We start from the raw sequence: 23,152 nt of genomic DNA, 5'->3' as shown, positions 1-23,152 counted from the left end.
TTAACAGAAACTAATTTGCCCATATAGCGTTAATAACAAAGACACCATCTTTTTTGAGCATATTTATATAAACAAAAGGACCTATATTATAATCAGGAAGTTCGAAATGGAATGTGATAGATAAAGAATCGTCACTGATAAAAGGTTTATGAGGTACCAACTCCAAAGCCTTCGAATTCAATATAGCGTTTAACCATTTATTCAATTCATCCGTGTCATAATTAGCTATATATTTGGAGACTTTTGTGTCCATCATCTTGAGACTTTGATTTAGGTCCATACCATTACCATCATTTGCTTCAGGATTTATCATTTTCTTGAGCAGATCATCCATTTTTTTTGTATCTCCGCTTTTAATTGCTTCAGCAAAAGACTGAATAACCATATAGGCATTGGTACGGAGAAGGTCGACTACCTCATCTGCGTCCACCGTTAGGGGTAAAGTGGTAACTAACTGGCTGTTGTCAGAGGACGAAGAAGCTAATTTCTTGTTATAGATACCTAGATTGTTTGCCCATTTCTTCATGTCAGGTATAGTTGTACTGAGCGTTTTTTTCGCGTTAGCAAGTGATGTTTTATCCATTGGATTTTTATGTATAGCATTATTCATATTAATTAGCGCATTCAATTGTTTAGCAGCTGCATTAACACCCATTTTATGTAATTTTAATAATTCAGGAGTAGTAGGGGATTTAATTGCCTTTAAGCCTGATACGAATTTTTGGTAGTTAGGAACAATTGATTTCGTAAAAGCTAGATCAGCTGCTTTGCGCGTTGATGCTGACGGTGTTTGATACTTTTCGTATAACTCCAAAGCCGTCTGCTCATACTTGACAAGCTTAGAAACTGCCGCCACATACGTTGCGGATTCTTTCTTTGCATTAACTGCAGCACTTCCTACTGCTGTGGGTATTACAAGCGTGAATATTAGTAAAAATAATACTAGAATTTTTATGTTTACAGGCTTAGAAATCATTTATTTCTTCCTCCTCTAGGGAATATTTTTCACTATTAGTAAGAATATATATCTTAGAATGGCACGTCAATAATTTTGTAAGTACTCCCTTATAACCATCCCTTCGAATCATATAGCTTGATACTCCTCTTCACTACTATTTGTGATACGGTTCTGTGCAAATCATCTTAAATTATCTTGTCCGTTAGCTTAATTAGAATCAACAACAATACTTAACAGACCGAAGATCAAAAAACAGGAAAATCCAGCGGGGAATTTTCTTCGAGTAAAACGGGGCGGCGGTCTTTCCAAATGGCATTCTGAAATTTTTTGACCGCCCCCTGCCCTCTCTAAGCCACTCGACCGGCCTGATTTATTCGTACCGTCTCTTGTCCTCTGCCGTCTTGCGGTTATGGCACGCATGACAAAGCGATCGCAGATTGCTCAGCACTAGCGCAAAGCCCAGAACAATCGAATCGGCTTGATATGGTCAACGACATCAGCGACCATTATCTGTTCGCTCTTCAGGCAGCCCTGGCAAAGTCCATGATCACGCGATAGTGCCTGCTCTCGTGCAAGCCTCCACTCAGTCGAATGGTAAAACGCAGTTGATTGCTTATCACGGATATACTGATCATAATATCGTATCTCTACCTGGCGCTGATCCGTATGATTGGTGCAGTATCGATCTCTCGCCAGCTCGACGCATCCGACTCTAGCACATGGTCGTAATGGCTTGTTCGTCATAGTATTAACTCCAGAATAAAAAGCACCTATTACAGTACTTCATTTACTTTACCCTCAACCGCAGGCATTCTGAGGTTCCAGAGGTACCTCCGCTGCCCTATGTTTGTGTCATACGTCAGCACAACTACGGTTACGATTATTTAAGGCAATTATGCTGGTAGATCGTATTATTGTAATTCTGAATAAAAAAAACCGCTAAGTCTGGCGGCTTCGGTTACTTATATCTCATTCATAAGCGGAACTTTGATTGGGTTCAAAGTTCCGCCGTCCGATCGTGAAAAAGCCGTAATCTACATATAAAATATTATTTCGTTCCATTCAAAACTCGAGTTGTGAATTGCTCTACCTCTACGACAAATTTTCTCACGTTGAGTATTGAGTAGTATTGTTCATACTTCTGTAAATATGAATTATTAGCATTATCCAAACTAATATATAATAGATTGGAAAAATCATTCCCTTCAATAAAAATATTAATATTATTGATGGCTGGTGAAGGAGTAACACCCATTAATGTTTTCATAGTGGTTCTTCTAAATTGATATTTATCTAATAAATCACGCATCTCCATTATTTGTTCCTTATTAGAAACTTTCAATGTTTGGCCATTTCTAATTATTGTGAAATTTAACTGATTATAATCTGGAAGATTCAAATGTTTCGGAAAATAAAATACAACTAGTGATGCAAGTATGCCGATTAGTAAGACCGATCCGATAGCAATATGCCTTACTGGTTTCTTTTTTACTAGAAAGTAAATAATAATTATGAACAATATTGGCACTAGAACGTATTGACTCCACACAATAAAATTAAGAAATTTAATATTAATAATTTACCCTCCTCACTTAATCCCGAGTCGTGATATCGACACAAATGAGGAAAGTAATGGCAAAGCCATTACCACCCCACTTATAATCTTAAAAATCAATTCTAGTAGTCAAGATATACGCTAGTGCCATTGACTTTTGTTTTTAAAGATTCAACCCAAGGATCTCCCACCCATATTATTGCTTTAGCCGCTGCAGTTGCATCATTTGGAGTTTCATATGACTTGAAGACGTACTGTGTTGTAGAAACAGATTTGCCCGAGCCGTTAACTACATGATACTCATAAGTATTGACTAAATGAATATACCCTCTTTCTGTTATTGCTCCAAGTACGTATTGACCTCCAGATTCTACATAAGTGTATTTCGTATTAATATCGTATCTAACATTAATTTGTACAAGGTCAGAGACTGATCCTGTAATCGTCTGAGCTGAACAACTACATAAAGTACTGAATGCTTGAAAAGCAGATACTGCATCAGTAAACAATGAGACCGCGGCTCCTAGGAGTACATTTCCCGAACGTGTTGCTGCAATTGTGCCTAAATCGAATATTGCTTTAGCATAATCGTCAGCAGTAGTTCCACTTGCTACCGTTTGAAAACCAGTTTCTAGAGTCGTGAAATAAATCAAATCTTCCTTTATGTTTCTGTTATTATAGCTGTAATATCTTGTCTGCATTGCAAATGTACTAATTCCGCCCTGTGGTTGAGCAGTGGAAGTAGTATATATTGTGACGGCTGCCGATGAATTTCCGAGAGCAATTGCTTGAACAGAGCGCTTTCGGATGTCTTCTTTTACAGCGTCGGATAAATCATATGTTGAAAAAATATTTTCAATTGTACTTTTGTCAGTCAACTGCAGCGTAATTTTTTCAACTTCAACTAGTGTTGTTTAATTGATATATGACAGGTATGTACCGTTATCTAGTTGGTACACTGTTTGACCGTCGATTAAAGTTGCTTTTTCCCCGGAGCCTTTCTTGATAACATATTCTCCATGTCCAATTGGGCTAACTTTAATCTGGCCTTTTAGAGATTTCCCCCCCTTCTCTACGCTCGCCGAAGAAATCCCAGGAACGACAGTTAACACAATACATAAGATTAAAAATAACATAGTCAATTTTTTCATTATAACAACTCTCCTTCAGTCATATTAATCGTTCTTGTTTCTAATAAACCTGTGCTACTTTCGTGAACAATTTCTACATTGTTTGCATCACCCAATCTCCTAAGGAAATCTTTTTTTTACAGTCAGAGGAAAATATTACTGACTATGAACCAATTTATTATTTGTATGCAAAAATTACATGTGTTTTTATACTTTAAAGTGTTTGTTTTTTTCTGATAAGTCATTTTATATAGATGAAAGTGTCGAAAACTGCTATATGAGCAACAATGATGATTGATAATATACACGAATGCCGGTTGTTTTCGGTGTCCGTTTAGTATGCATCTCTTATATACACGCTTTGGACTTCATTATGTTCCTTCATTCTGACTAAAAAATTATTGATGTATCACACCTTTATCTTTCATGAAATAGCATCTTTCCTTACCATTAAGCTTGTTGCTAGTTCTTATGCAAGTCTTTACCTAATAAATATTGAATCATAAAAAGGAAGCTTGATTTTTCAAGCTTCCCAGGTCCGACCGTCAGGATATGTTTGCACACAATATACTGACAACCTACATCTCGGAGTTATACAACTAGGATAGAATCGATCATTCCGGAATTCATTGGTTGCGGATGTTTTCGCGCCCGGCGTTGAAATTATCCCCCTATTTACTAATGCCACTTCGTACGTCAATCGTACGTCATAAATGCTCAAATCGCTTGTGCCACTTTGGCTTTCGCTCGATCAACGTATTGTTGAACAACCCGTTTTGATAGTTTCAATTCCTTTCCGATATCCGCTAAGCTCAGACCGTTTGACTTATGAAGCAGGTAGCATTCTAGCTCGCGCGGAGACAACTTCATTAGAACTTTAACTGCCGCTTGCTTCTGCTCGGTCGTGATCCGCTGCTCCTGCTCCTGCTCCGGCGGCGTCGACGGGAGTAAGTCCATGTCCATCAAGATCGACCGCTTATATGCATCCCTGATGTCAATGCCGCGACTAGTATTGGGCTGCCTTCCTGACCGCATCCATTCGATTGCGTAATTCATGCCTGCGATTGTCTCATTCACCAACCTGACCTCTTGCCACTCGGCATCTGGGTCAAGCGAGTCGCGGTACTTGATCATTATACTGCGGCTCTTATGATAGTCTTTGATTAATGCCTTGACCCATGTTATGGCAACCACCTCCCGCTTCCCCTTATCTCATTCAGGCTGTCCCGCTCCACAGGTTTACTTGTATACCGGTACCTCATTGAGTTTGTCTTGTTGGTATTTGAATTCCTCTTCGTTCTTCCCATTCGGCCAGTAATCCCATCCCGCCCATTCTTGGTCTACTAGAAGATAGTCATGGTATATTGTCAAAGGCGTGCCGTCTCTATAGTCAATCGTTCTGACGAGCTTCCAACCTTGCTCTCGATCGGTTCTTCTTATCATGCGACGGTATATGGATACGCTGCCGTGTAATGGAGCCGAAGTCTCTAGCTTCTGTAGTTAATTCTGCATCTTAGTCGCTGTACTATTCGGCGTTGATGCGTATACGGTCTTTAAGCCTTTCATGGGAAAATAACCTGTTGCTCTGAACGGCAACTTTGGCTTTACGTCATGTTTCCGTTCGATGGCTTGTCCCTCCTAATCGGGTACAATGAATGCTTTGACTCGATGTTCCTTTATCTCTACTAGCTCGCATATAGTTGCTTGGATCACAACGCTAATGTTATCGGGAGATAATTCGTACTTAATTCCCGGCCAGTATTGATTCATGTATTTGCCCAAGTCTTTGACGTAGATTGTTCCCATGTCGGCTCTGTTGACATAGAGGATGTAGCGGTTAGTTGGTACGAGTTCTCCGATCATGTATTAGGGCGTTTCCCCTTTCGCAGAGGTTCAGCAATTAGCGCTAGCGCAGTTATTTTGATGTCCTCTAACGCCCGACCAGCTCCGAATGAGTCGTGATAATCACCAGAGTCGATACAATCAGCTGCTCGCTCGCTTATCTGATCAATTTCACAGTAATCATCCTGTCCCGCTCCGCCTTAACCTTCTCCAGATCCAACAGCACCGCGGTATAGTGATCGACAACCGTACACACAGGAGTTGGCGCCTCATAGATCAGCATATTCTTGATGTCTTCGGATGTTGGATACGTTTCGACTGAAATGCTTTGCCCCTGCTTCTTCAGAAGTTCGTAAAGTTCTTTATCCTCCGGGTCGATGCTGTCTGGATTTGCATTAGCCAGACATTCATACCAGCTCATGAGGTGATCAATTTGTTTTGTTGTAAGCTTCATTCTGCTTTACCTCCAGTAAGGAGTTTGGGGTTCTCGAACCGATTGCCCAAATACCGTGAACCCTGTATCCAAAAATGATCTCCATCGTTCTCGATCGCATCTTGCAACCATGCATAACCGTCGTCGTAGTCGTTAGACGCGAGCAGCAGACGGCCTCCTTCGATCTCGACACTTCCGACAACGTGGATATCGTTCTCTACGAACTCGATGATAGATCCTACGAACAAGCGAGTGTTCGTTTCGTCGTCGTGGACCCCGGTATAGGGGACGATCTCAACCCGATCCGTGACATTCATTCCGTCGATGTAGACTTGTCCGTTCGATGGATCGAAACGCCACCCCATTGCATGGAGATTGATGAACGACTTGTCCTGTTTGTGCCAGAACCGAATTAATACTTCAGGCATTGTTATCCCCTCCATCTCGAAAGTTAGTTACCCGACCTCGAGGCGTTCGCAGAATAAGACCGCATCCATCCCTGCCTAATGCGCCACTGGGTCTGAGTCAAAAACTCCACTGAATATGCTGACATTATTCACTGATCGCCTTGCTCGTTTCCCGCTCAACTGGGAGGATCAAGCAGTCTTCAACGATTTCCATTTCGATTTGTACTTGGTCGATCATGCCCATTGATCCTCCCTTACCCTCAACATACCGACTAGGAACTTCCCATCGTCGCTATCGCTAGAGATCAGCAGCGGTTTTCCTTCACTTTCGTACCAGATACTTACCGCGTTCGCGTTTACGGATTTGATCGCATCAATGAGGAATTTGCCGCGGCATACGAAGCGAACCGGCTCACCGCCGAACTGATCTATTGAAACAAGATCTTCCGTCCGTCCAGTTTCACCCTTACCGAATAGTTTGATATCCGTCGGCGATACCATGAAAAATACTTCGTCGATATCCGATGTGATGGATACCAGTTTGATCGCATCTACCAAGTCATTTGCCGATTCGGCTGATGTAATTAGTAATTGCTATTCATTTATAATGATTAACTACTCCAACCCTGACCGTTACTTTTACAAATGAAAGAGGAGTTGCTCTACGCAACTCCTCTTTCATTTCCTGTTAGTGAAATGATCAATGTATATTTAATACAGAAAACTCTAATTCTTGTTTCACTCCTAACTATTCAATTTCAAAACTTGAATCATCACAGATCTCTAACTCTGCTCCGGACTTAATAAAGTTAATTACATCTTCTTCAAGATTGTAAATTGCACATTCTCTTTCCCCATATCCACTAAGTTCAAATTCCCATCCGGGCAGCGAGAAAGAATCACTACCCACTTCGCGAGACGGGGCTCGACTTTTTGTTTATAAAGCCTTATGGACAAGAGCATCGAGGTTAATCCTCATTCTCTTCTTTTTATGTAGCAAGCTCATACTTCAAGTTCCACTTATCGCCAAATTAGTGCTCCTGTAGTAAAATGAGAGTTTAAATTTACACAATCCTAACACCGAGGGGAAAATACTTAATGGCGCTCAACTTTTGCACCAACTGCGGCACTAAAATTGATGTGATAACAAACTTTTGTCCGACCTGCGGATCTCAATTAGCGGAGAACGTTACGGCTCAGAAATCAGCCACCATCTCACCACCGAAAAAGCCAGTAAATAAAAAAGTAAGATGTTTATTATCTTGCCGATCGTTTTGGCACTCATTATCGGATCCGTGGCCGCGTTTTTAGTATTGAGAGATTCAGACGGTAGCTCTATCAAAAAAGCCGTCGAAGCCGTAGAAAAAGAAATAAATCACACTCAATTAACGCTTCATCCCTTTTTAAGTAAGTTCAAACTTACGGATGTTGTAACTATAGTCGAAGAACACGGTGATACATCTGGCACAGTTAAGGTCAAAGGTCGCGTTGACGCCTACGAACAACATAACGCTAATGATGATACACTAGCTCCTGTTTTCTTATTCTTCGAGACAACGGTTTCTTATTATGAAGATCAGTACGTCGTCGATAGAGTAAACTATGAAGTCGATGAAAAAAGAATCGATGAGTATTTTGATAAATTGGAAGCAGAAAAGTAAGATAAGCCGAGCCCATCATGGGCTCTTCTTTTTTACCATAATCTATTTAATTATTGGCGTTACTGTACGCGCCTGCGACAGCTAGTCCGATTGATATCTTCTATTCAAAATAACGCGAACTGGCGACGGCTCGAGCACAAAGACAGCTGCCTCTCGCGCCTTTCGTCATCATTTGACTCTCCGTTTACAATTGTTAAACTCCCGCTTCATACTTTTCACATAGACTAGAACATGGAGGTGAAGTCCTGGTGTATTACGATGAAGACCGCGAGCCCTACGAACAACCGAATGAACCGAATAAGGAAGATAACGAAGCAGATGTCCACTGACATTGCTTTTTTTATTTGCAAACTCCCTCTCGGATAGAAAATAATAAGCCTCGCGTCGGATCTCTCCGACTACGAGGCTTCTATTAATCTACATTTGCATAATAGCGAAAGCCAAATCCCCGATCCAAATATTGTCCGTCTCTTCGTCATCGTTCGTTTGCGTGCTTATTATTAGAATGTCTTGGTCGGCTTTACTCGGCCTCTCGGTAACGATCGGTTCCCACTTGTCCATATCGATGTAGTAAGTTAACCCGTATTCGGTATTTCCATTAACCGATTTCGCGCCATAGAGTCGCTTTATGGCTTTCTCTTCCATTCCGGCTTCCGCACCTCGCGCCGTGCTGTACTCGCCTTCGGATTCCTCTCTTAACGAGATCGCAACGACTTTGTTTTTACGGTAACCGATGACTACTCCGTTCTCGTATTCATAGTATTCGCCTACGAATTCCTCGCCATCGCCGAGCACTTTCTCCGCTTTCGTCCTCGTGTCCCCATAACAAACTTTTTTCGAATGGCTATCGCTTTTCACGATGCAGGCGTCCGCTTTCGAGAAAGCATTCGGTTTGAAATCATTTCCACCGCAGCCCGCCAACAAAACGATTACTCCCATTATGACGATTAGCCAACTCTTCTTCATCCCTTAACTCCTCTACGCTGTCTACAAACTACGAATTCGACTTTTGCCATCCTAATACGTTCTGCAAACGATGTTGAATTCCTGCATTTTCCAAACCGTAAATCGTTAAAGAGTTGTTAAAATAAATAACCCCGCTCAGCCAACTGGCCAAGCGGGGCTACTAAATTACTCGCGTCCTTCCAGCAAGGCGAGCACTTCCTGCTTCAACGCCACGAACGCGGGCTCCGTCCACACGTCCGCCCGTCTTGGCCGTTCGAACGGGACGACGATTTCCCGAACGACGCGCGCAGGCGCGGATGATAGCACATAGATCCGGTCGGAGAGCAAAAGCGCCTCTTCGATGCTATGCGTGATGAACAAGACGGAGCGACGATCCGACTCCCACAGTTCGAGCAACCACTTCTGCATGTCCGCCCGCGTCAATGCGTCGAGCGCGGCGAACGGCTCGTCGAGACACATCAAATCGCGTTTCATCAGGAGCGCGCGAAGGAACGAGACGCGCTGCTGCATGCCGCCAGACAGCACGTGCGGGAATTCGCCCGCGACTTTGCCCATTCCGATCTTCTCCAGCCACACCGCCGCAAGACGCTTCGCATCGCGCTTGGATGCGCCTGAAGTGACGAGCGCGGAAGAGATATTACCGGATACGGTCAACCACGGAAAAAGCGCCGCCTGCTGAGGCATATAGCTGATGAGACCGCTTTTGCCGGTCACTTCCGCTCCATCGATTAACACCTGTCCTCCGTCGGGTTGTTCGACGCCGCCGATCAATCGGAATAACGTCGATTTACCGCTGCCCGACGGACCGATCAGCGTGACGAATTCTCCGGCTCGTACGTTCAGCGACAAACCGTCCAACACGGGGAACCGTTCTTTGCCGCGCGAATAAGCTTTCGCGAGACCATCCACCTCGAGCTTGTAAGAAGCGTTGTTGCCCGCATGCAATCCGCTCATTTAGACACCGCCTTCCAACCCTGGCGATCGCGCGGACGCCACCGGATGACAAGACGTTCCAGCAGAGCTACCGAGCCGAAAAACGCCAAGCTCAGCGTAACGATGCAGACGATCGATCCGAATACAGCAGGAGTATCGAATCCATGAAACTTTAGCTGTAAGTAGTAGCCGATCCCTTTGTTCGCCCCAAGCCATTCCGCGACAATCGCCGAAGTTACGACGTACGTGGCCGCGATTTTCAATCCCGAAAACAAGTACGGTAGCGATGCCGGGAATTCCAATCGCTTCAATCGTTCCCAGCGGGATGCGCCGATCATGCCTAAATATTCGCGCAAATGCGGCTCCGCTTGCCCCAGCCCCGTCAGCATCGACAGCGTCACCGGGAAGAAGCAGACGATAACGAGCAGGATCAGCTTAGGCGTAAGACCGAAGCCGTACCATATCATCAACAACGGTCCGAGCGCGATCAACGGCACGTTCTGCGAGATGACGAGCAACGGCGCGACCGCTTCGCGCATTAATGGCACCGTGTGAATGATGCCAGCCAGCAGCACGCCGATCGCTAGCCCCAAGCTTAGCCCCATAAGCGACAGCTTTAACGTGGCCGTAAAATGCATCCACAGCAGCGCGCGATCGTCGGCCATTCGAGCGGCGATATCCGATGGCGCGGGGAGCGTGAACTCTTCGATTCCGGATAAATAACAGTACAATTGCCAGATTCCGATGAAGACGACGAGCGTCGCGACCGGCAGACCGATCGCTCGTAACGTTTTATTGCCCATCCGGATACTTCTTCAACTGACGGGCGATCGAAGCTTCCCCCGCTTTGTTGATTGCCAGCTTAATATGGGATAACACTTGAGGGCTGCCCATCTCGAACATCGCGTCGTTCATCCGCTTCACGATGTCGATGAGCGTGTCTAGATCGCCTTCCATCGTCGTTTCCATCGGCCCGACGCGATACGTAACGCCCGATTCCTTAATGATCGAAATCGCCCGGTCCACGTACGGGATTACGTCCTCGCCCCCGTTGACCTTCGGGGAAATTTGAATGCTTAGCAGCGCTTGCGCCATATCGTAACAGCTCCTTAGGTTCGATTATTTAGGCAGAAACTCGGTCGTGAACATCGCGTCGTAATCCAAGTCTTTATCTAGCAATTTGTTTTGCTTCAGCCAATCGCCGTATCCCGACCATACTTCCCGCTTCTGCTCGCCCCACCGAGGCGCGTCGTCTTTGTATTTCGGACTGAGCCACTTTTGGCTGGCTTTGACTAGCTCGGCATTGATTTCCGGCACCGCTTTGATAAGAATATCCGCCGATTCATCCGGATGGTCGATCGCGAATTGATAGCCTTCCGATGCACCAGCCAGAAACTCGCGCACGACTTCGGGTTTTTCCTTGATCAACTTCTCGTTGGTAAGGATCAGCGGCGTGTAATAGTCCAGTTGCTTGCTGTAATCGGTCAAGTACACCATATTGACCGGTTCTTTGCGCAGCTCCGCCTGAATGCCGTCCCAGCCGTAGAAAATCCACTCGAAGTCGATCCCCTTCTTCACCGCCGTGAAGAAGTCCGCCGATCCCGCGGCAACGAAGTTTACCTTCTTAACGTCGGCGCCTTGCACGTTCATCATCGAACCGATAACCGCTTCCTCCGCCGGAGAACCCCATCCGCCGTACGTTTTGCCTTCGAAGTCTTTAGGCTCCTTGATATTACGATCGACCGGCGAAGCGAAGCCGGACGTATTGTGCTGAATGATCGGCGCGATCGAGACGAGCGGCAATCCTTGCTCCCGGGCGAGGATCATGCTCTCTTGCGCACCGATGCCGAATTCCGCGGTCCCGCCCGCGACGAGCGCGCTTGCTCCCGCTTCCGGCGGCTGGATGATCTCGACGTCCAGTCCGTGCTTTTTCCATAACCCTTGTTCTTGCGCGACGTACAGCCCGGTATGGTTCGTGTTTGGCGTCCAGTCTAGCACCAGCGTCACCTTCTGCAGCTCGCCGCTTGGCGCCCCGCTATTGTCGCCCGATGCCTCGTTGCTGTTATTGTTGCCGCATCCCGCCAGCAACACCGTTCCCGCGATCGCGACAACGCCGAACCTTGTCCATCTTTTGCTTGTTCCTAACATGTTTCTCTCCCTCTCTCGACTTTCTTTCGTAGACGGAGGCCTAATAATATAAATAACGCCCCCCGATTCCGGAGGGCGTCTTGTATGCAAAGACGTATGGCACGACGGACGAATCCGTCATGCTCCCACCTTCCTACGCTGGTACTAACCAGATCAGGTATAAGGGTCTGCATCGACATTGGGATGCACTCTCAGCCGGCCTTGCTCCAGCTCCCCCGGGGCTTATTTGATTATTATTGCCTGCGACTATCTCCCTTATTATAGCAAAGGAACGCGATCTGTCTATGCTTTATCGGAACATCGCCCATAGCTTGATCAGATGGAGCGGATTGTTGGGGTCGATTTTCTGCGAAATGACGAAACTGATCAATTGTTCCTCCAGCGCGTCCGTAAGCGGCTCGTTAAGAATGCGGGCGAACGATTTAACCCATCTGCGAACTTTGACGCGATCTTGCAAATCGTATTTCGTAACGCCTTCCAGTTGCGCTTTAATCCGCTCTTTGATAGCCGGATTTTTCATTTTCGTTTTCACGCGTTCCACGAATTCCGGCCGGATGCCGTATTTCTGCCAGCTCATTGCTCGGTAATGCCCCCTTTCGGCAGCTATTCCGTTCATCTTATGCCGACCGTTGGCGGATCATGACAAAAAAACCGTCCGCGAAGAGCGGACGGAAATCGTTAATCTAAAGGCTCGGACTGTTCTCCGGCCTCGCGCTGCAAATAGTCTCTAAGCGGCTGGTACGATTGAGCGCTCCAGAACGATTCGGTGGCGGTGAGCTCTGCCGCATCTTCGCGCGCTTGCTCGAGTACCGCGAAATCGTTCAGCAAGTTGGCGAGCCGGAACTCCGGCATCCCGCTCTGTTTCGTACCGAAAAATTCGCCGGGACCGCGCAACTCCAGGTCGCGCCGGGAAATTTCGAAGCCGTCGTCCGTATCGGTCATCGCTTTCATCCGTTCTTGCCCGTTTTCCGATTTCGGATCGGCGATCAGGATGCAATACGATTGATGCGCGCCCCTGCCTACGCGACCGCGGAGCTGGTGAAGCTGGGACAATCCGAACCGGTCGGCGTCCATGATGATCATAAGCGTCGCGTTCGGCACGTCGACGCCGACCTCGATGACGGTCGTGGACACGAGAACGTTCGTAGCCCCTGCGGCGAAAGCCCCCATCGTCTGCTCCTTCTCCGCAGCCGACATACGTCCGTGCAGTAAACCGACGGACAACTCCGGAAGCGATTGGTGCAATTGCATGTGCAGATCGATCGCGTTTTGTACGTCGAGTTTCTCCGATTCTTCGATGAGCGGACAGATGAAAAACGTCTGTCGTCCGGCTTCCGCCTCTTTGCGAATGAAACCGAGCACGCGATCCATCATCTCGTGCTTGACCCAGAACGTCCGAATCGGCAAGCGGCCCCGCGGTCGTTCCCGCAGCGTCGAGACGTCCATATCCCCGAACACCGTTATCGCGAGCGTACGCGGAATCGGTGTTGCCGTCATCGTCAGCACGTCGGGACTCATTCCCTTGCGCCTTAGAATGCTGCGCTGATTAACGCCGAATCGGTGCTGCTCGTCCGTAACGACGAGACCGAGACTCCGGAAATAGACGTCCTCCTGGATGAGCGCATGCGTACCGACGAGAATATCGAGCAATCCCATCTGCAGCGACGCGAGAATATCCCTGCGCTTGCGGTCGGTCATGCTTCCGGTCAGCAGGCCGACCGTGATACCTAACGGCTCGAACATCTTACCTAGCGAACGCGCATGCTGCTCTGCCAATATTTCCGTCGGGACCATAAGCGCCCCTTGATGACCTGCCTTTACCGTCGCAAAGAGCGCGACCGCGGCAACGACCGTCTTGCCCGCGCCGACGTCACCCTGCAACAGACGGTTCATCATGAACGGTTGCTTCATATCGTGCAAGATTTCGTTGATCACTTGCTTTTGCGAGTCCGTAAGCGAGAACGGAAGCGTACCGACGAAACCTCGGATGTCGTCGTTATTGACCGGATGGACGATGCCTACTTGTTGTTTATGGTGGGTCGCCCGATACGCTTGCAGCTTAAGCTGGAACAAAAAGAGCTCCTCGTACACCATGCGACGGCGCGCTTCTTGTCCTTCGTGCGAATTTTCCGGCCGATGGATGCGCATAATCGCTTCTCTGCGCGGAATGAGGCCGTGCTTGGACACGATTTCCGCAGGGAGAATTTCGGGAATGAGCGCTCCGAATTGCGTAAGCGCCTTGTCGATCGCCTTACGTATGTAAGCTTGCGTTATCGTGCCGCCGATCGAATAGACCGGCTGAAGGGTGCCCGACTTAGAAGCTCCGCGATCCGGGAATTCGGAGTCCGCCACAGTAATATGCCGGCGCCGTTGCTCCCACTTCCCTGACACGATAATATCGCGTCCCGGAGTCAGTTGTTCCTGCAAAAACGCGCGATTGAACCAAACGGCCGTAAGAAGCATCCCATCGACCGTAATTCTGCAGATGAGACGCGATTTGCCTCCGTACCGTTGCAACGAAGGCATAGCCGCGATCGTCCCCTGAACGGTGATTTTCTCCCCGTCTTTTACTTCGGAAAGCTCGCGGATTCTATAATCCTCATATCTGAAAGGGTAATGCTCGATAAGCCCTCCGACCGATGAAATACCTAAGGCGTGAAGCTCCTCCGCTTTCTTGGAGCTCACGCCTTGAAGTTTAACGATGGGAGTCGTGAACAAGGAAGATGACATAAGACCAACCTCTTTACGTTACTTCATGCCCGGATTATGAATAGTCCGAGCGTGCCGGGACCCGCGTGCGTACCCACGACCGGCCCGATCTCGGTTTCCAAAAATTGCGCGACGTTGAGTCGGCCTTTGAGCAGCTCGGTCAATTCGGCGACGCCGGCTTCGAAGCCGGGCGTCTTGGCGATCGTCAAGTTGATCGGATCGCTTCCGAAATCCTCTTCCAGCAGCTCGGCGATGCGTCCGAACGCCCGCTTCTGCCCTCTTACTTTCTCGAACGGGTAGACGTATCCTTCGTTATCGATAGATAAGATCGGCTTAATGTTCAATAACGTGCCGATGACTGCCGAAGCTTTGCCGACCCGGCCGCCCTTTTGCAAATATTCGAGCGTATCCACGAGGAAATAAAGCCGCATTTCCTCCCTCATGCGAAGGATCTCGCATACGATCTGTTCTTTACCAACTCCGGACTGCGCCATCTTGGCAGCAGCGACGACGAGCATGCCGTAACCGTAGGAAGCGGTTCTCGAATCGATGATCGTAACGTCGGCATCGTCGTCGAGCATCGACTTGGCGATTAACGCGGATTGATAAGTGCCGCTCAGTACCGAAGCCAGCGCAACGTAGATAACAGGCCGCCCTTGATCCGTCAGCTTCTTGAACGTATCGAAGAAGTCCGACGGAGACGGCTGTGAAGTTTTGGCGAGCTCGGACGAGGAAGTCAGCTTCTCGTAAAATTGCCTTGGCGTAAGCTCGATGTTATCGAGGAACGTTTCTCCTCCAATGATGACTTTCAGAGGCACCATAGCAATGTCTAACTGTTCGCGCACCTCAAGAGGAATGTCAGAGGTGCTGTCCGTTACTAAGGCAACCGTTGCCATGTGCTCGTCCTCCATTCGCAAGGATATAGACTATCTTTCGACGGCGAACAAGTACGGATAGAGCGGCTGTCCGCCTTCGTGAACTTCGACTTCTACGTCGGGATATTGCTGCGTCAGCCAATCGGACAGACGATCCGTTGCTTCTTGATCCGCGCCGTCTCCCGTAAGTACCGTTATCATATCGCTATCCGAGGTCAGCATATCGGAAGCCAACTTCCGGCATGCATCCTCCATCGAGGCCGCGGATACGACGATTGTCTTGTCCTTAATACCGATATAATGGCCGTCTTTGATCTCGATGCCGTCCATGACCGTGTCGCGAACCGCTTGCGTCACTTGGCCGGTTACGACGCGTTCGGAAGCTTTCGTCATTCGCGTCGTATTCGCGGTCTCCGCGTCGTTCTCTTGGAAAGCGAGCATCGCCGCAAGACCTTGCGGAATCGTGCGGGTAGGCAGTACCGTAACCGGTCTGTCCGCGAGCTCCGCCGCTTGCTTGGCTGCCATAATGATATTCGGATTGTTCGTCAGCACGTAGACGTGGTGCGCGGTAAGCGACGTAATCGCGCCGAGTAAATCTTCCGTGCTCGGATTCATGCTCTGTCCGCCGGAGAGGACGATATCTACGCCTAAGCTTCTGAACAGCTCCGCGTTGCCTTCCCCGACGCTGACGACAACGACGCCATAAGCAGCCATCTCGTGCGCGTCCGGATTCGGATCGCTTTCAGGCGACGCGGTCACGGAAGGTAAATTCACTACGCCCGGCAACGAATAATCGACTACTGGCGCGGTTGCACTCGATTTAACGACCGCAGCAACCGGACCGGACGACTTCGAGCTTGTGGAAACCGGCGGATTATAGGTCGGCTCCTCGGCTTTCGGTTGCAACAGATCGCGATGCTGCTCCTGCATATTCAAAATGTGAATGTGAGTGATTTCTCCGTAAGTCAACGCGGCGTTAAGGACATCGCCCGGACGACGGGAGTGAACGTGCACTTTCACGATATGATCGTCTTCGATAAGGATGATGGAATCTCCGTCTCTTTCAAGCGTTTGACGGAACGCGCGCTCGGGGAATGGCGTCGAAATCGAGAACCGTTGAATGAAAAATTCCATATCGTAAGGGAAAGCGATGCTTTCCGTCGTGATCTTTGCTTGCGCGGAAGCGTTCGCCGCTACCGACGTTGCTGCCCTCGCAACTTGAAGAGGAGTTACTGTAGAGACCGGATTCGCGGCTGGCGCGGAAATCGGCTCGTACGCCGAAGACGACGTTGCGCCGGAGCGCAGGTATTCTAGGAAACCTTCATATATATAGACCAATCCTTGTCCGCCGGAATCGACGACCCCTACTTGCTTAAGAATCGGTAGCATTTCTTGTGTACGCGCAAGCGTCTCGAGCGACTTCGCATGGACCTCGCCCATCCATTCCACGATGTCCGACGTGCGACGGGAAGCGAGCAAGCCGTGGCGGGCCGCTTCTCTTGCGACGGTCAGTATCGTTCCTTCGACCGGTTTGACGACCGCCTTGTAAGCGGTGTCAACTCCTTGCTGCAAAGCGTTGGCGAACAATGGGACATTCAGGTCGCGCCCGCCGGCGACTGCTCGGGAAAATCCGCGGAACAACTGGGACAGAATAACGCCTGAATTGCCGCGCGCGCCCATGAGCAGTCCTTTGGACAATACTTCGGCAGCCTTGCCGACTTCCTCGGAAGGTTTATTCGTTAATTCGGCCACTCCGGCCGACATCGTTAAATTCATATTCGTTCCCGTATCGCCGTCCGGCACGGGAAATACATTCAGGGCATTCACGCGTTCGGCGCCTTGCGATAGCTTCTCAGCCCCCGCAACGACCATTGCCGCCCATTCAGTTCCGTTCAAATAGCGCTTGCTCAATGATGAGTTCCCCTTCCTGTCTCTGCGATCGAAAGCAGCCGCCTAGATGAGGCGCTGCCTTCGGTCTTCTTAGCGCATCACACGGACGCCTTGAACGTTAATGTTCACGAAATCGACTTTCAGTCCCACGACTTCCTCCAGCACGTACTTCACCTTCGATTGAATGTTGTGGGCAACTTCGGAAATCTTCGTACCATAGCTTACGATGACATACAGATCAAGATGCACGTGTTCGCCTTCGTGGCGAACTTCAACGCCACGGGACAAGTTTTCCCTGCCGAGCAACTCCGCGATGCCATCCTTCAAGCTTTTACGCGAAGACATTCCGACAAGCCCGTAACAATCCAGTGCCGCCGAACCCGCAATGACGGCTATCACTTGATCCGCTACGTCTATTTTTCCGTTTTCCGAGGCCAGCTGCATAGGCATGGAAATTCACTCCTTTATGCCTGTATTATGGACCATACTTCATTGTACTATAAAAAATCGGCGGAATGAAGCCGTTTTCTCCGTAAATCGAGCTTCTCCGCATAAAAGCCCGATCGGCTCTCCTATTAAGCATTGCAACGCCATTGTCCCTATGCTATTATAGTGTAGTGTTTGTATGGACGTGGCAGGGAGGTGTATTTTAATGGCTCGTAAATGTTATATTACAGGGAAAAAGCCAGGTACAGGCAACAACAAGTCTCACGCGAATAACACTACTCGCCGTACTTATGGGGTTAACGTACAAAAAGTGCGCATTCTGGTGAACGGCAAGCCGAAGCGTGTATTCGTTAGCGCTCGCGCTTTGAAGTCCGGACTGGTTACCCGCGTATAAGGGAATAAGGGTAGCTCGCTACCCACATGTATAGACGAGTACCGCCATCCTGTGGGAGGGCGGTATTTCGTTTTTAATCAACCTATACGTGCCGAGCATGAACAAAAACCGTCAGACGCATCTGACGGTTTCTTTGTTGTGGCCGGACCGTTCCGTGCTCCGTCAGTTTTTGTGAAACGTGTTCAGAATTGCTTTGACGAAGCCACCTAGAAATTTCGGCAGCTTGATGGTGTAAAATTTCATCTTCCCATCCCTCCTCAGCAGGCTGAACCCTTACCGGCGTCACGGTTCCAACGCAGCTATTGGTTCAATCTATGCGGAGAGCGATTTGTCCTATTCCAGGCAAACGCGGAAGGTTGGACTATACTTGCCGAATTACCGCAGGGACGCGATCGCTTCTCGGCGGTTCGGATGATTGAAAATATAAGTGCCCGCGACGAGAGAGTCGGCTCCCGCTTCCTTGACCAGCGCGGCCGTCTCGCGGTTAATTCCGCCGTCGACTTGAACGTATACATCGTCTCTACCGTGACGCTTGAGCATTTCGCGAAGCTGGCGCAGCTTCGGCAGCATGGACGGCATGAAGGACTGGCCGCCGAAACCCGGGTTGATCGTCATAATGAGCACCAAATCGACTTTGTCGAGCACGTACTCCAGTACGGACAAGGGCGTATGCGGATTAAGCGCGACGCCGGCTTTTATGCCTAGTTCGCCGATTTGCGTAAGCGTGCGATCCAAGTGGACGCATGCCTCAGGATGAACGGTCACCCGGTCCGCTCCCGCGGCTTTGAGCGCCAGGAATAACGTCTCCGGTTTTTCCACCATGAGATGAACGTCGAACATCAGCTTCGTGCTTGCGCGAATCATCGATACGATCGGCGGTCCGAACGTCAAGTTTGGCACGAAATGGTTGTCCATAATGTCGATGTGTACCCAATCCGCTCCCGCCTCGTCGATCGAACGCAGTTCCTCCCCTAGCTTCGAGAAATCCGAAGCCAAAATCGATGGGGCTATAATCGTCATTTTAGTACCTCCGTCTTGTCTCTTTCCACTCCGTCATGAAATTCATGTAGTTGTTGTATCTGCTACCGGCGATCTCGCCCCGTTCCTTAGCTTCAAGAACGGCGCAGGAAGGCTCGTGGATATGCGTGCAGCCGCGGAATTTGCAACCGGACGATAGCGCCCTGAACTCTCGGAAGCAAGATCCGATCTGATCGATGCCGAGCTCCGCGAAGTCCAACTGGCTAAACCCGGGCGTATCCGCCAAATAACCGCCGCTCGGCAAGGCGACGAGCTCGACGTGCCTCGTCGTATGCTTGCCCCGGCCTAGCTTGACGCTGATTTCGTTCGTCTCGAGGGTCAAACCCGGAATGAGCGCGTTAAGCAGCGAAGACTTGCCGACGCCCGATTGACCGGCGAAGACGTTAATATGTCCGGCTAGCGCTTCGCGCAGCGCGTCGATCCCTTCGCCCTCGTGCGCGCTCGTCAACAGCACCTCGTATCCGAGCGAAGCGTACAGGTCGCGCGCGGATTCCACGTCCCCGCGGATGCGCGCTCCCTCCTCGCCTTCCGGAATTCTATCCATCTTCGTGAACACGAGCAAAGCATCCATCCGCGCGTGCTCCGTATGAACGAGGAACTTGTCGAGCAGCGTCAAGCTTAGCTCCGGACGGATGACGGAGAAGACGAGCACGGCGAGATCCGCATTAGCGATTTGCGGACGGATCAATTCCGAGTCCCGGGGCAGGATCTGTTCCACCGAGCCTTCTCCGTTATCCGTCATGCTATAGACGACGCGATCGCCGACTAGCGGCGACTGTCCTCTATTTTTTAAAATGCCGCGTCCCCTGCATTGTACGAGTTGATCCCCGTCGCGCACGTAATAGTAACCGCTCAGCGCTTTCGTTATTAAGCCTTCGGGCATTCGGTTACGTCTCCTTCAACTCGCGATTCGATGTGGTGTCTCATTCTGTGGTCTCCTGCTGCGCGTCGACCGGATCGGCGCCGTCGCCGGCTCCCGGATCCGCCGGTTGCTGATCGGCAGGCGGTTGCTCCGCGTCTCCGTTGCCTGATGCCGGGATATCCGCGTAAGGGAATACTTGCTGCTGCAAAAATTGCCCGTCGCGATAAATCGAAATTTGACCGTCTTTGCCCGGCGCGAGAATGAGAGTCACCGGAATTTGCGTCGTTTGTGTGATTTTGCGTTCCGGCAATTCGATCTTATCGCCTCTGGCGTCGGAATAGACGATCTTGATCGAGCTCTCCACGCCTTCTTCTGCAGGGGTCACAGTTACGGACATCGGCTCCTCACGAGCGTCGGACGGATAGCCGGTACTGATCCAGATCGCAACCTCCGTACCCTCCGTCACTTTCTCGTTCTGTTCGGCAGGGAACTGCTTGAACACGGTGCCTTTCGGTGTGTAGCTAGGCGATCTCGTAATTTTTTCTTCCGGCAGCTTCAGGTTGTTTTTCTCGATCAACGCTTTGGCTTCGCCTTCCGTCTTGCCGATCAAGTTCGGCATGTCGAACGCTTCGCGGCCTTTGCTGATCGTAAGCGTAACCGTCGTCTCCGCCGGATCGAACTCTTCGTTCGGCTTCGGATTGGAACGAAGGACGGTGCCAGGCTCGCTCTCGTCGAACACTTCCGACGGGAGTACGTTGTCGGCGTCTACGCCCATGCCGATCAGCGTCTGCTTGGCGGCCTCGAACGGCTTGCCCGTCAAATCCGGCATGGACGGAAGCTGTTCGCCTATACTGACGGTTATTTGAATGACGGCGCCCTTGGCGACCGTACCGCCTTGCTTCGTCTGCTTGACAACGATGCCCTCGTTGACCTCTTTGCTCGATTCCTCGAGCACGACCGGATCGACGACTAAGCCGGCGCCTTCGATCAGGTCGCGGGCGACTTGCTCCGTCTGGCCGACAACGTCTGGTACTTTAACGTCCGGTGAACTGACGATATCGCCGAGCGCGTTGATCGCCCAGATCAGCACGGCGATCAATATGGCAGCCAGCACACCGAGTACGGTCGGCAGTATCCAAGCGCGCTTGCGCTCGGTTAAACCTTCCGAATTCCAACGCACGTCGGATTCTCCGGCCGTTGCTGCCGGAACCGGCACCTCTAGCGTCTGGCGCATGTCCGGGCGAATGGCCGGAATGACTCTCGTCTTCTCCGACTCGGCTTCGTCGTCGCTTGTGAAACGAACGATCGGCTCGTGCATGCGCGTAGGCTGCAGGCAAGTCTCGAGATCCTTATGCATCGCAGCGGCCGATTGGTAGCGCTCCTGCGGATTTTTGCGCATTGCCTTGAGAATAATGTTTTCCACGCTTTGCGGGATGTAAGGATTCACCTTGCGCGGCTCCTCGAACGGTTCCTGCAAGTGCTTAAGCGCGACGCTGATCGGACTTTCCCCGAGGAAAGGCAATCTTCCCGTCAGCATCTGGTACATGACGATGCCGAGCGAGTACAAGTCCGATTTCTCTCCCGTCGTCACGCCTTTGGCGTGTTCGGGCGAGAAATAGTGGACCGAGCCGACGACAGAGCCGGTTTGCGTAATGGTCGAAGACGTAACAGCGCGAGCAATGCCGAAGTCCGTCACCTTCACGCGGCCGTTATTGCCGATCAAAATATTGTGCGGCTTAATATCACGATGGATAATCTGGTTATGATGGGCGTGCTCTAGCGCATCGCAGATTTGGGCGGCGATTCTTACGGCTTCGTCCGCCTGCAACGGTGCCCGTTCGCGAATGATTTCGTTCAGGTTAGCCCCGTCGATATATTCCATGACGATGTAGTACGTATCTTCGACTTGACCGACGTCGTAAATGCTGACGATGTTCGGATGCGACAATGACGCGGCCGCCTGCGCTTCACGGCGGAAGCGTTTGACGAATTCGTCGTCGTGCGTGAATTGCTGACGCAGTACTTTGACCGCGACGAAACGATTTAATAATAAGTCCCGGGCTTTGTATACGAGGGCCATGCCGCCGCCACCGACACGAGCCAGCAGTTCGTAACGTCCGCTTAGCGTATGTCCGATCATGCTGTTACCCCTCCCGTGGCGCCATCGGCGCCATCATCTGCGACCAAGACGACCGTCACGTTGTCGTCTCCGCCCGCGTCGAGCGCAAGCGAGATCAATTTCTCGGCTTGCGTCTCGAGATTCGCGTTCCGTTCTTCGAGCGCTTCAAGCAACTTTTGCTGTTCGACTAATCCGCTTAAGCCATCGCTGCACAGGATCAATCGGTCTCCGGAACGCCAGTCGATCGCTTGCACGTCGACCTCGACGTCGCGGTCCGTTCCGAGCGCCCGCGTCAATACGTTGCGGCGCGGATGATGAGCCGCTTCCTCCGGGCTCAGCTGACCGGACTTCGTCAACTCGTTGACGAGCGTATGGTCGTCCGTCAACTGCGACAGACTGCCGTCCCTGAAGCGGTAGGCTCGGCTATCGCCGATATGACCGATCCATCCGTTGTTGCCTTCGATTAACGCAAGGACGACCGTCGTGCCCATGTTGTGGTATTGTTCGTTCAAGGATGCCGTTTCAAACACGACTTCGTTCGCTTTGCGAATCCATTCGCGAAGCAATTCGGTTTTATCCGCGTTCGGCTCGTCCGGTTTCCAGGCTTGAAGCGACGCGACCAGACTGTCGACCGCCAGTCCGCTCGCCACGTCCCCGGCGCGATGGCCGCCCATACCGTCCGCTACGATCGCGGCCGTCAGTCCGTCGCCCAACAATCCGCTCCATGCTTGATCTTCGTTGACTTGCCGCACTTTCCCCACATGACTCCGTAAAGCCGTCCTCAC

Annotated in this window: 27 protein-coding genes and 1 riboswitch; of the genes, 3 read left to right on the top strand and 24 right to left on the bottom strand. The window is 50.0% G+C overall.

The genetic code is table 11. The features are described from left to right. Nucleotides 1-10 precede the first annotated feature (10 nt). The 9 genes from ACFPQ4_RS23405 to ACFPQ4_RS23365 all read right to left on the bottom strand — a co-directional run bounded on the left by ACFPQ4_RS23405 (nucleotide 11) and on the right by ACFPQ4_RS23365 (nucleotide 6,883). Entirely contained in the window at nucleotides 11-976 is a 966-nt protein-coding gene (locus ACFPQ4_RS23405) for a hypothetical protein (RefSeq protein ID WP_378114335.1), read from the bottom strand. Between the two features lie 352 nt (nucleotides 977-1,328). After that, nucleotides 1,329-1,406 (bottom strand): hypothetical protein, encoded by a 78-nt coding sequence (locus tag ACFPQ4_RS23400; protein WP_378114523.1) that lies wholly within the window; start codon nucleotides 1,404-1,406, stop codon nucleotides 1,329-1,331. Between the two features lie 600 nt (nucleotides 1,407-2,006). Continuing rightward, on the bottom strand, nucleotides 2,007-2,486 hold the full coding sequence (locus ACFPQ4_RS23395) for a hypothetical protein (protein WP_378114334.1): 480 nt from the start codon (nucleotides 2,484-2,486) through the stop codon (nucleotides 2,007-2,009). 149 nt (nucleotides 2,487-2,635) lie between these two features. After that, nucleotides 2,636-3,391, bottom strand: coding sequence for a DUF5022 domain-containing protein (locus ACFPQ4_RS23390; RefSeq protein WP_378114333.1), 756 nt, complete (start codon nucleotides 3,389-3,391; stop codon nucleotides 2,636-2,638). A gap of 36 nt (nucleotides 3,392-3,427) precedes the next feature. Then, a complete protein-coding gene (locus ACFPQ4_RS23385; RefSeq protein ID WP_378114332.1) occupies nucleotides 3,428-3,664 on the bottom strand; it encodes a hypothetical protein in 237 nt (78 codons plus the stop codon). A gap of 696 nt (nucleotides 3,665-4,360) precedes the next feature. Then, nucleotides 4,361-4,837 (bottom strand): sigma factor-like helix-turn-helix DNA-binding protein, encoded by a 477-nt coding sequence (locus ACFPQ4_RS23380; RefSeq protein WP_378114331.1) that lies wholly within the window; start codon nucleotides 4,835-4,837, stop codon nucleotides 4,361-4,363. A gap of 805 nt (nucleotides 4,838-5,642) precedes the next feature. Continuing rightward, on the bottom strand, nucleotides 5,643-5,939 hold the full coding sequence (locus tag ACFPQ4_RS23375; RefSeq protein ID WP_378114330.1) for a hypothetical protein: 297 nt from the start codon (nucleotides 5,937-5,939) through the stop codon (nucleotides 5,643-5,645). After that, nucleotides 5,936-6,346, bottom strand: coding sequence for a hypothetical protein (locus tag ACFPQ4_RS23370; RefSeq protein ID WP_378114328.1), 411 nt, complete (start codon nucleotides 6,344-6,346; stop codon nucleotides 5,936-5,938). Before ACFPQ4_RS23370 ends, ACFPQ4_RS23375 begins: the two co-directional genes overlap by 4 nt. A 213-nt stretch (nucleotides 6,347-6,559) precedes the next feature. After that, nucleotides 6,560-6,883, bottom strand: a complete 324-nt coding sequence (locus tag ACFPQ4_RS23365; protein ID WP_378114327.1) for a hypothetical protein — start codon at nucleotides 6,881-6,883, stop codon at nucleotides 6,560-6,562. 540 nt (nucleotides 6,884-7,423) lie between these two features. Between ACFPQ4_RS23365 and ACFPQ4_RS23360 the strand changes: the two genes are divergently transcribed. Beyond that, nucleotides 7,424-7,636, top strand: coding sequence for a zinc-ribbon domain-containing protein (locus tag ACFPQ4_RS23360; RefSeq protein ID WP_378114326.1), 213 nt, complete (start codon nucleotides 7,424-7,426; stop codon nucleotides 7,634-7,636). Next, nucleotides 7,588-7,986, top strand: coding sequence for a hypothetical protein (locus ACFPQ4_RS23355; RefSeq protein ID WP_378114325.1), 399 nt, complete (start codon nucleotides 7,588-7,590; stop codon nucleotides 7,984-7,986). Before ACFPQ4_RS23360 ends, ACFPQ4_RS23355 begins: the two co-directional genes overlap by 49 nt. 417 nt (nucleotides 7,987-8,403) lie before the next feature. Here ACFPQ4_RS23355 and ACFPQ4_RS23350 read toward each other — a convergent pair whose 3' ends face one another. The 10 genes from ACFPQ4_RS23350 to ACFPQ4_RS23305 all read right to left on the bottom strand — a co-directional run bounded on the left by ACFPQ4_RS23350 (nucleotide 8,404) and on the right by ACFPQ4_RS23305 (nucleotide 17,957). Continuing rightward, on the bottom strand, nucleotides 8,404-8,952 hold the full coding sequence (locus tag ACFPQ4_RS23350; protein WP_378114324.1) for a hypothetical protein: 549 nt from the start codon (nucleotides 8,950-8,952) through the stop codon (nucleotides 8,404-8,406). 165 nt (nucleotides 8,953-9,117) lie between these two features. Continuing rightward, on the bottom strand, nucleotides 9,118-9,906 hold the full coding sequence (locus tag ACFPQ4_RS23345) for an ABC transporter ATP-binding protein (protein ID WP_378114323.1): 789 nt from the start codon (nucleotides 9,904-9,906) through the stop codon (nucleotides 9,118-9,120). Beyond that, nucleotides 9,903-10,688 (bottom strand): ABC transporter permease, encoded by a 786-nt coding sequence (locus ACFPQ4_RS23340; protein ID WP_378114322.1) that lies wholly within the window; start codon nucleotides 10,686-10,688, stop codon nucleotides 9,903-9,905. Before ACFPQ4_RS23340 ends, ACFPQ4_RS23345 begins: the two co-directional genes overlap by 4 nt. Beyond that, nucleotides 10,678-10,980, bottom strand: coding sequence for a thiamine-binding protein (locus tag ACFPQ4_RS23335; protein WP_378114321.1), 303 nt, complete (start codon nucleotides 10,978-10,980; stop codon nucleotides 10,678-10,680). Before ACFPQ4_RS23335 ends, ACFPQ4_RS23340 begins: the two co-directional genes overlap by 11 nt. A 24-nt stretch (nucleotides 10,981-11,004) precedes the next feature. Further along, nucleotides 11,005-12,033: an ABC transporter substrate-binding protein gene (locus ACFPQ4_RS23330; RefSeq protein ID WP_378114320.1), complete on the bottom strand. Its 1,029-nt coding sequence runs from the start codon at nucleotides 12,031-12,033 to the stop codon at nucleotides 11,005-11,007. 113 nt (nucleotides 12,034-12,146) lie between these two features. After that, a riboswitch (TPP riboswitch) is annotated at nucleotides 12,147-12,260 on the bottom strand. 62 nt (nucleotides 12,261-12,322) lie between these two features. After that, nucleotides 12,323-12,610, bottom strand: a complete 288-nt coding sequence (locus tag ACFPQ4_RS23325) for a stage VI sporulation protein F (protein ID WP_378114319.1) — start codon at nucleotides 12,608-12,610, stop codon at nucleotides 12,323-12,325. A gap of 101 nt (nucleotides 12,611-12,711) precedes the next feature. Next, nucleotides 12,712-14,763 (bottom strand): ATP-dependent DNA helicase RecG, encoded by a 2,052-nt coding sequence (recG, locus tag ACFPQ4_RS23320; protein ID WP_378114318.1) that lies wholly within the window; start codon nucleotides 14,761-14,763, stop codon nucleotides 12,712-12,714. A gap of 23 nt (nucleotides 14,764-14,786) precedes the next feature. After that, nucleotides 14,787-15,638: a DegV family protein gene (locus ACFPQ4_RS23315; protein WP_378114317.1), complete on the bottom strand. Its 852-nt coding sequence runs from the start codon at nucleotides 15,636-15,638 to the stop codon at nucleotides 14,787-14,789. A 30-nt stretch (nucleotides 15,639-15,668) separates the two neighbouring features. Beyond that, complete coding sequence (locus tag ACFPQ4_RS23310; RefSeq protein WP_378114316.1) at nucleotides 15,669-17,528, bottom strand: DAK2 domain-containing protein; 1,860 nt, start codon at nucleotides 17,526-17,528, stop codon at nucleotides 15,669-15,671. 69 nt (nucleotides 17,529-17,597) lie between these two features. Beyond that, entirely contained in the window at nucleotides 17,598-17,957 is a 360-nt protein-coding gene (locus ACFPQ4_RS23305; RefSeq protein WP_378114315.1) for an Asp23/Gls24 family envelope stress response protein, read from the bottom strand. Between the two features lie 202 nt (nucleotides 17,958-18,159). Between ACFPQ4_RS23305 and rpmB the strand changes: the two genes are divergently transcribed. Further along, a complete protein-coding gene (rpmB, locus tag ACFPQ4_RS23300; protein WP_378114314.1) occupies nucleotides 18,160-18,348 on the top strand; it encodes a 50S ribosomal protein L28 in 189 nt (62 codons plus the stop codon). A 162-nt stretch (nucleotides 18,349-18,510) separates the two neighbouring features. Here the strand turns inward: rpmB and spoVM are convergent, their stop codons facing one another. The 5 genes from spoVM to ACFPQ4_RS23275 form a co-directional block, all read right to left on the bottom strand. After that, nucleotides 18,511-18,591 carry a stage V sporulation protein SpoVM gene (gene spoVM / locus ACFPQ4_RS23295; protein ID WP_041064529.1) on the bottom strand — a complete coding sequence of 27 codons (81 nt, stop codon included), beginning with the start codon at nucleotides 18,589-18,591 and terminating at the stop codon, nucleotides 18,511-18,513. A gap of 132 nt (nucleotides 18,592-18,723) precedes the next feature. Beyond that, nucleotides 18,724-19,368, bottom strand: a complete 645-nt coding sequence (gene rpe, locus ACFPQ4_RS23290) for a ribulose-phosphate 3-epimerase (RefSeq protein ID WP_378114313.1) — start codon at nucleotides 19,366-19,368, stop codon at nucleotides 18,724-18,726. Nucleotide 19,369: 1 nt separating this feature from the next. Next, nucleotides 19,370-20,269, bottom strand: coding sequence for a ribosome small subunit-dependent GTPase A (gene rsgA, locus ACFPQ4_RS23285; RefSeq protein WP_378114312.1), 900 nt, complete (start codon nucleotides 20,267-20,269; stop codon nucleotides 19,370-19,372). Between the two features lie 40 nt (nucleotides 20,270-20,309). Beyond that, the gene (pknB, locus tag ACFPQ4_RS23280; RefSeq protein WP_378114311.1) at nucleotides 20,310-22,388 is read right to left on the bottom strand and encodes a Stk1 family PASTA domain-containing Ser/Thr kinase; all 2,079 of its coding nucleotides are present in this window, start codon (nucleotides 22,386-22,388) and stop codon (nucleotides 20,310-20,312) included. Then, a complete protein-coding gene (locus tag ACFPQ4_RS23275; protein WP_378114310.1) occupies nucleotides 22,385-23,152 on the bottom strand; it encodes a Stp1/IreP family PP2C-type Ser/Thr phosphatase in 768 nt (255 codons plus the stop codon). The genes pknB and ACFPQ4_RS23275 overlap by 4 nt, the downstream gene beginning before the upstream one ends.

Source organism: Cohnella yongneupensis, from assembly GCF_042655785.1.
Lineage (GTDB): Bacteria > Bacillota > Bacilli > Paenibacillales > Paenibacillaceae > Cohnella > Cohnella yongneupensis.
The sequence above is the reverse complement of the archived record's forward strand: the minus strand, read 5'-3'. Positions and strand labels throughout refer to the sequence as shown.

Excerpts from the sequence above, each read along its gene's own strand:
- ACFPQ4_RS23405 (WP_378114335.1), bottom strand. The coding sequence starts at position 976 with ATGATTTCTAAGCCTGTAAACATAAAAATTCTAGTATTATTTTTACTA.
- ACFPQ4_RS23385 (WP_378114332.1), bottom strand. The coding sequence starts at position 3,664 with ATGAAAAAATTGACTATGTTATTTTTAATCTTATGTATTGTGTTAACT.
- ACFPQ4_RS23375 (WP_378114330.1), bottom strand. The coding sequence starts at position 5,939 with ATGAAGCTTACAACAAAACAAATTGATCACCTCATGAGCTGGTATGAA.
- ACFPQ4_RS23370 (WP_378114328.1), bottom strand. The coding sequence starts at position 6,346 with ATGCCTGAAGTATTAATTCGGTTCTGGCACAAACAGGACAAGTCGTTC.
- ACFPQ4_RS23360 (WP_378114326.1), top strand. The coding sequence starts at position 7,424 with ATGGCGCTCAACTTTTGCACCAACTGCGGCACTAAAATTGATGTGATA.
- ACFPQ4_RS23350 (WP_378114324.1), bottom strand. The coding sequence starts at position 8,952 with ATGAAGAAGAGTTGGCTAATCGTCATAATGGGAGTAATCGTTTTGTTG.
- ACFPQ4_RS23345 (WP_378114323.1), bottom strand. The coding sequence starts at position 9,906 with ATGAGCGGATTGCATGCGGGCAACAACGCTTCTTACAAGCTCGAGGTG.
- ACFPQ4_RS23340 (WP_378114322.1), bottom strand. The coding sequence starts at position 10,688 with ATGGGCAATAAAACGTTACGAGCGATCGGTCTGCCGGTCGCGACGCTC.
- ACFPQ4_RS23335 (WP_378114321.1), bottom strand. The coding sequence starts at position 10,980 with ATGGCGCAAGCGCTGCTAAGCATTCAAATTTCCCCGAAGGTCAACGGG.
- ACFPQ4_RS23330 (WP_378114320.1), bottom strand. The coding sequence starts at position 12,033 with ATGTTAGGAACAAGCAAAAGATGGACAAGGTTCGGCGTTGTCGCGATC.
- ACFPQ4_RS23325 (WP_378114319.1), bottom strand. The coding sequence starts at position 12,610 with ATGAGCTGGCAGAAATACGGCATCCGGCCGGAATTCGTGGAACGCGTG.
- recG (WP_378114318.1), bottom strand. The coding sequence starts at position 14,763 with ATGTCATCTTCCTTGTTCACGACTCCCATCGTTAAACTTCAAGGCGTG.
- ACFPQ4_RS23315 (WP_378114317.1), bottom strand. The coding sequence starts at position 15,638 with ATGGCAACGGTTGCCTTAGTAACGGACAGCACCTCTGACATTCCTCTT.
- ACFPQ4_RS23305 (WP_378114315.1), bottom strand. The coding sequence starts at position 17,957 with ATGCCTATGCAGCTGGCCTCGGAAAACGGAAAAATAGACGTAGCGGAT.
- rpmB (WP_378114314.1), top strand. The coding sequence starts at position 18,160 with ATGGCTCGTAAATGTTATATTACAGGGAAAAAGCCAGGTACAGGCAAC.
- spoVM (WP_041064529.1), bottom strand. The coding sequence starts at position 18,591 with ATGAAATTTTACACCATCAAGCTGCCGAAATTTCTAGGTGGCTTCGTC.
- rpe (WP_378114313.1), bottom strand. The coding sequence starts at position 19,368 with ATGACGATTATAGCCCCATCGATTTTGGCTTCGGATTTCTCGAAGCTA.
- rsgA (WP_378114312.1), bottom strand. The coding sequence starts at position 20,269 with ATGCCCGAAGGCTTAATAACGAAAGCGCTGAGCGGTTACTATTACGTG.
- pknB (WP_378114311.1), bottom strand. The coding sequence starts at position 22,388 with ATGATCGGACATACGCTAAGCGGACGTTACGAACTGCTGGCTCGTGTC.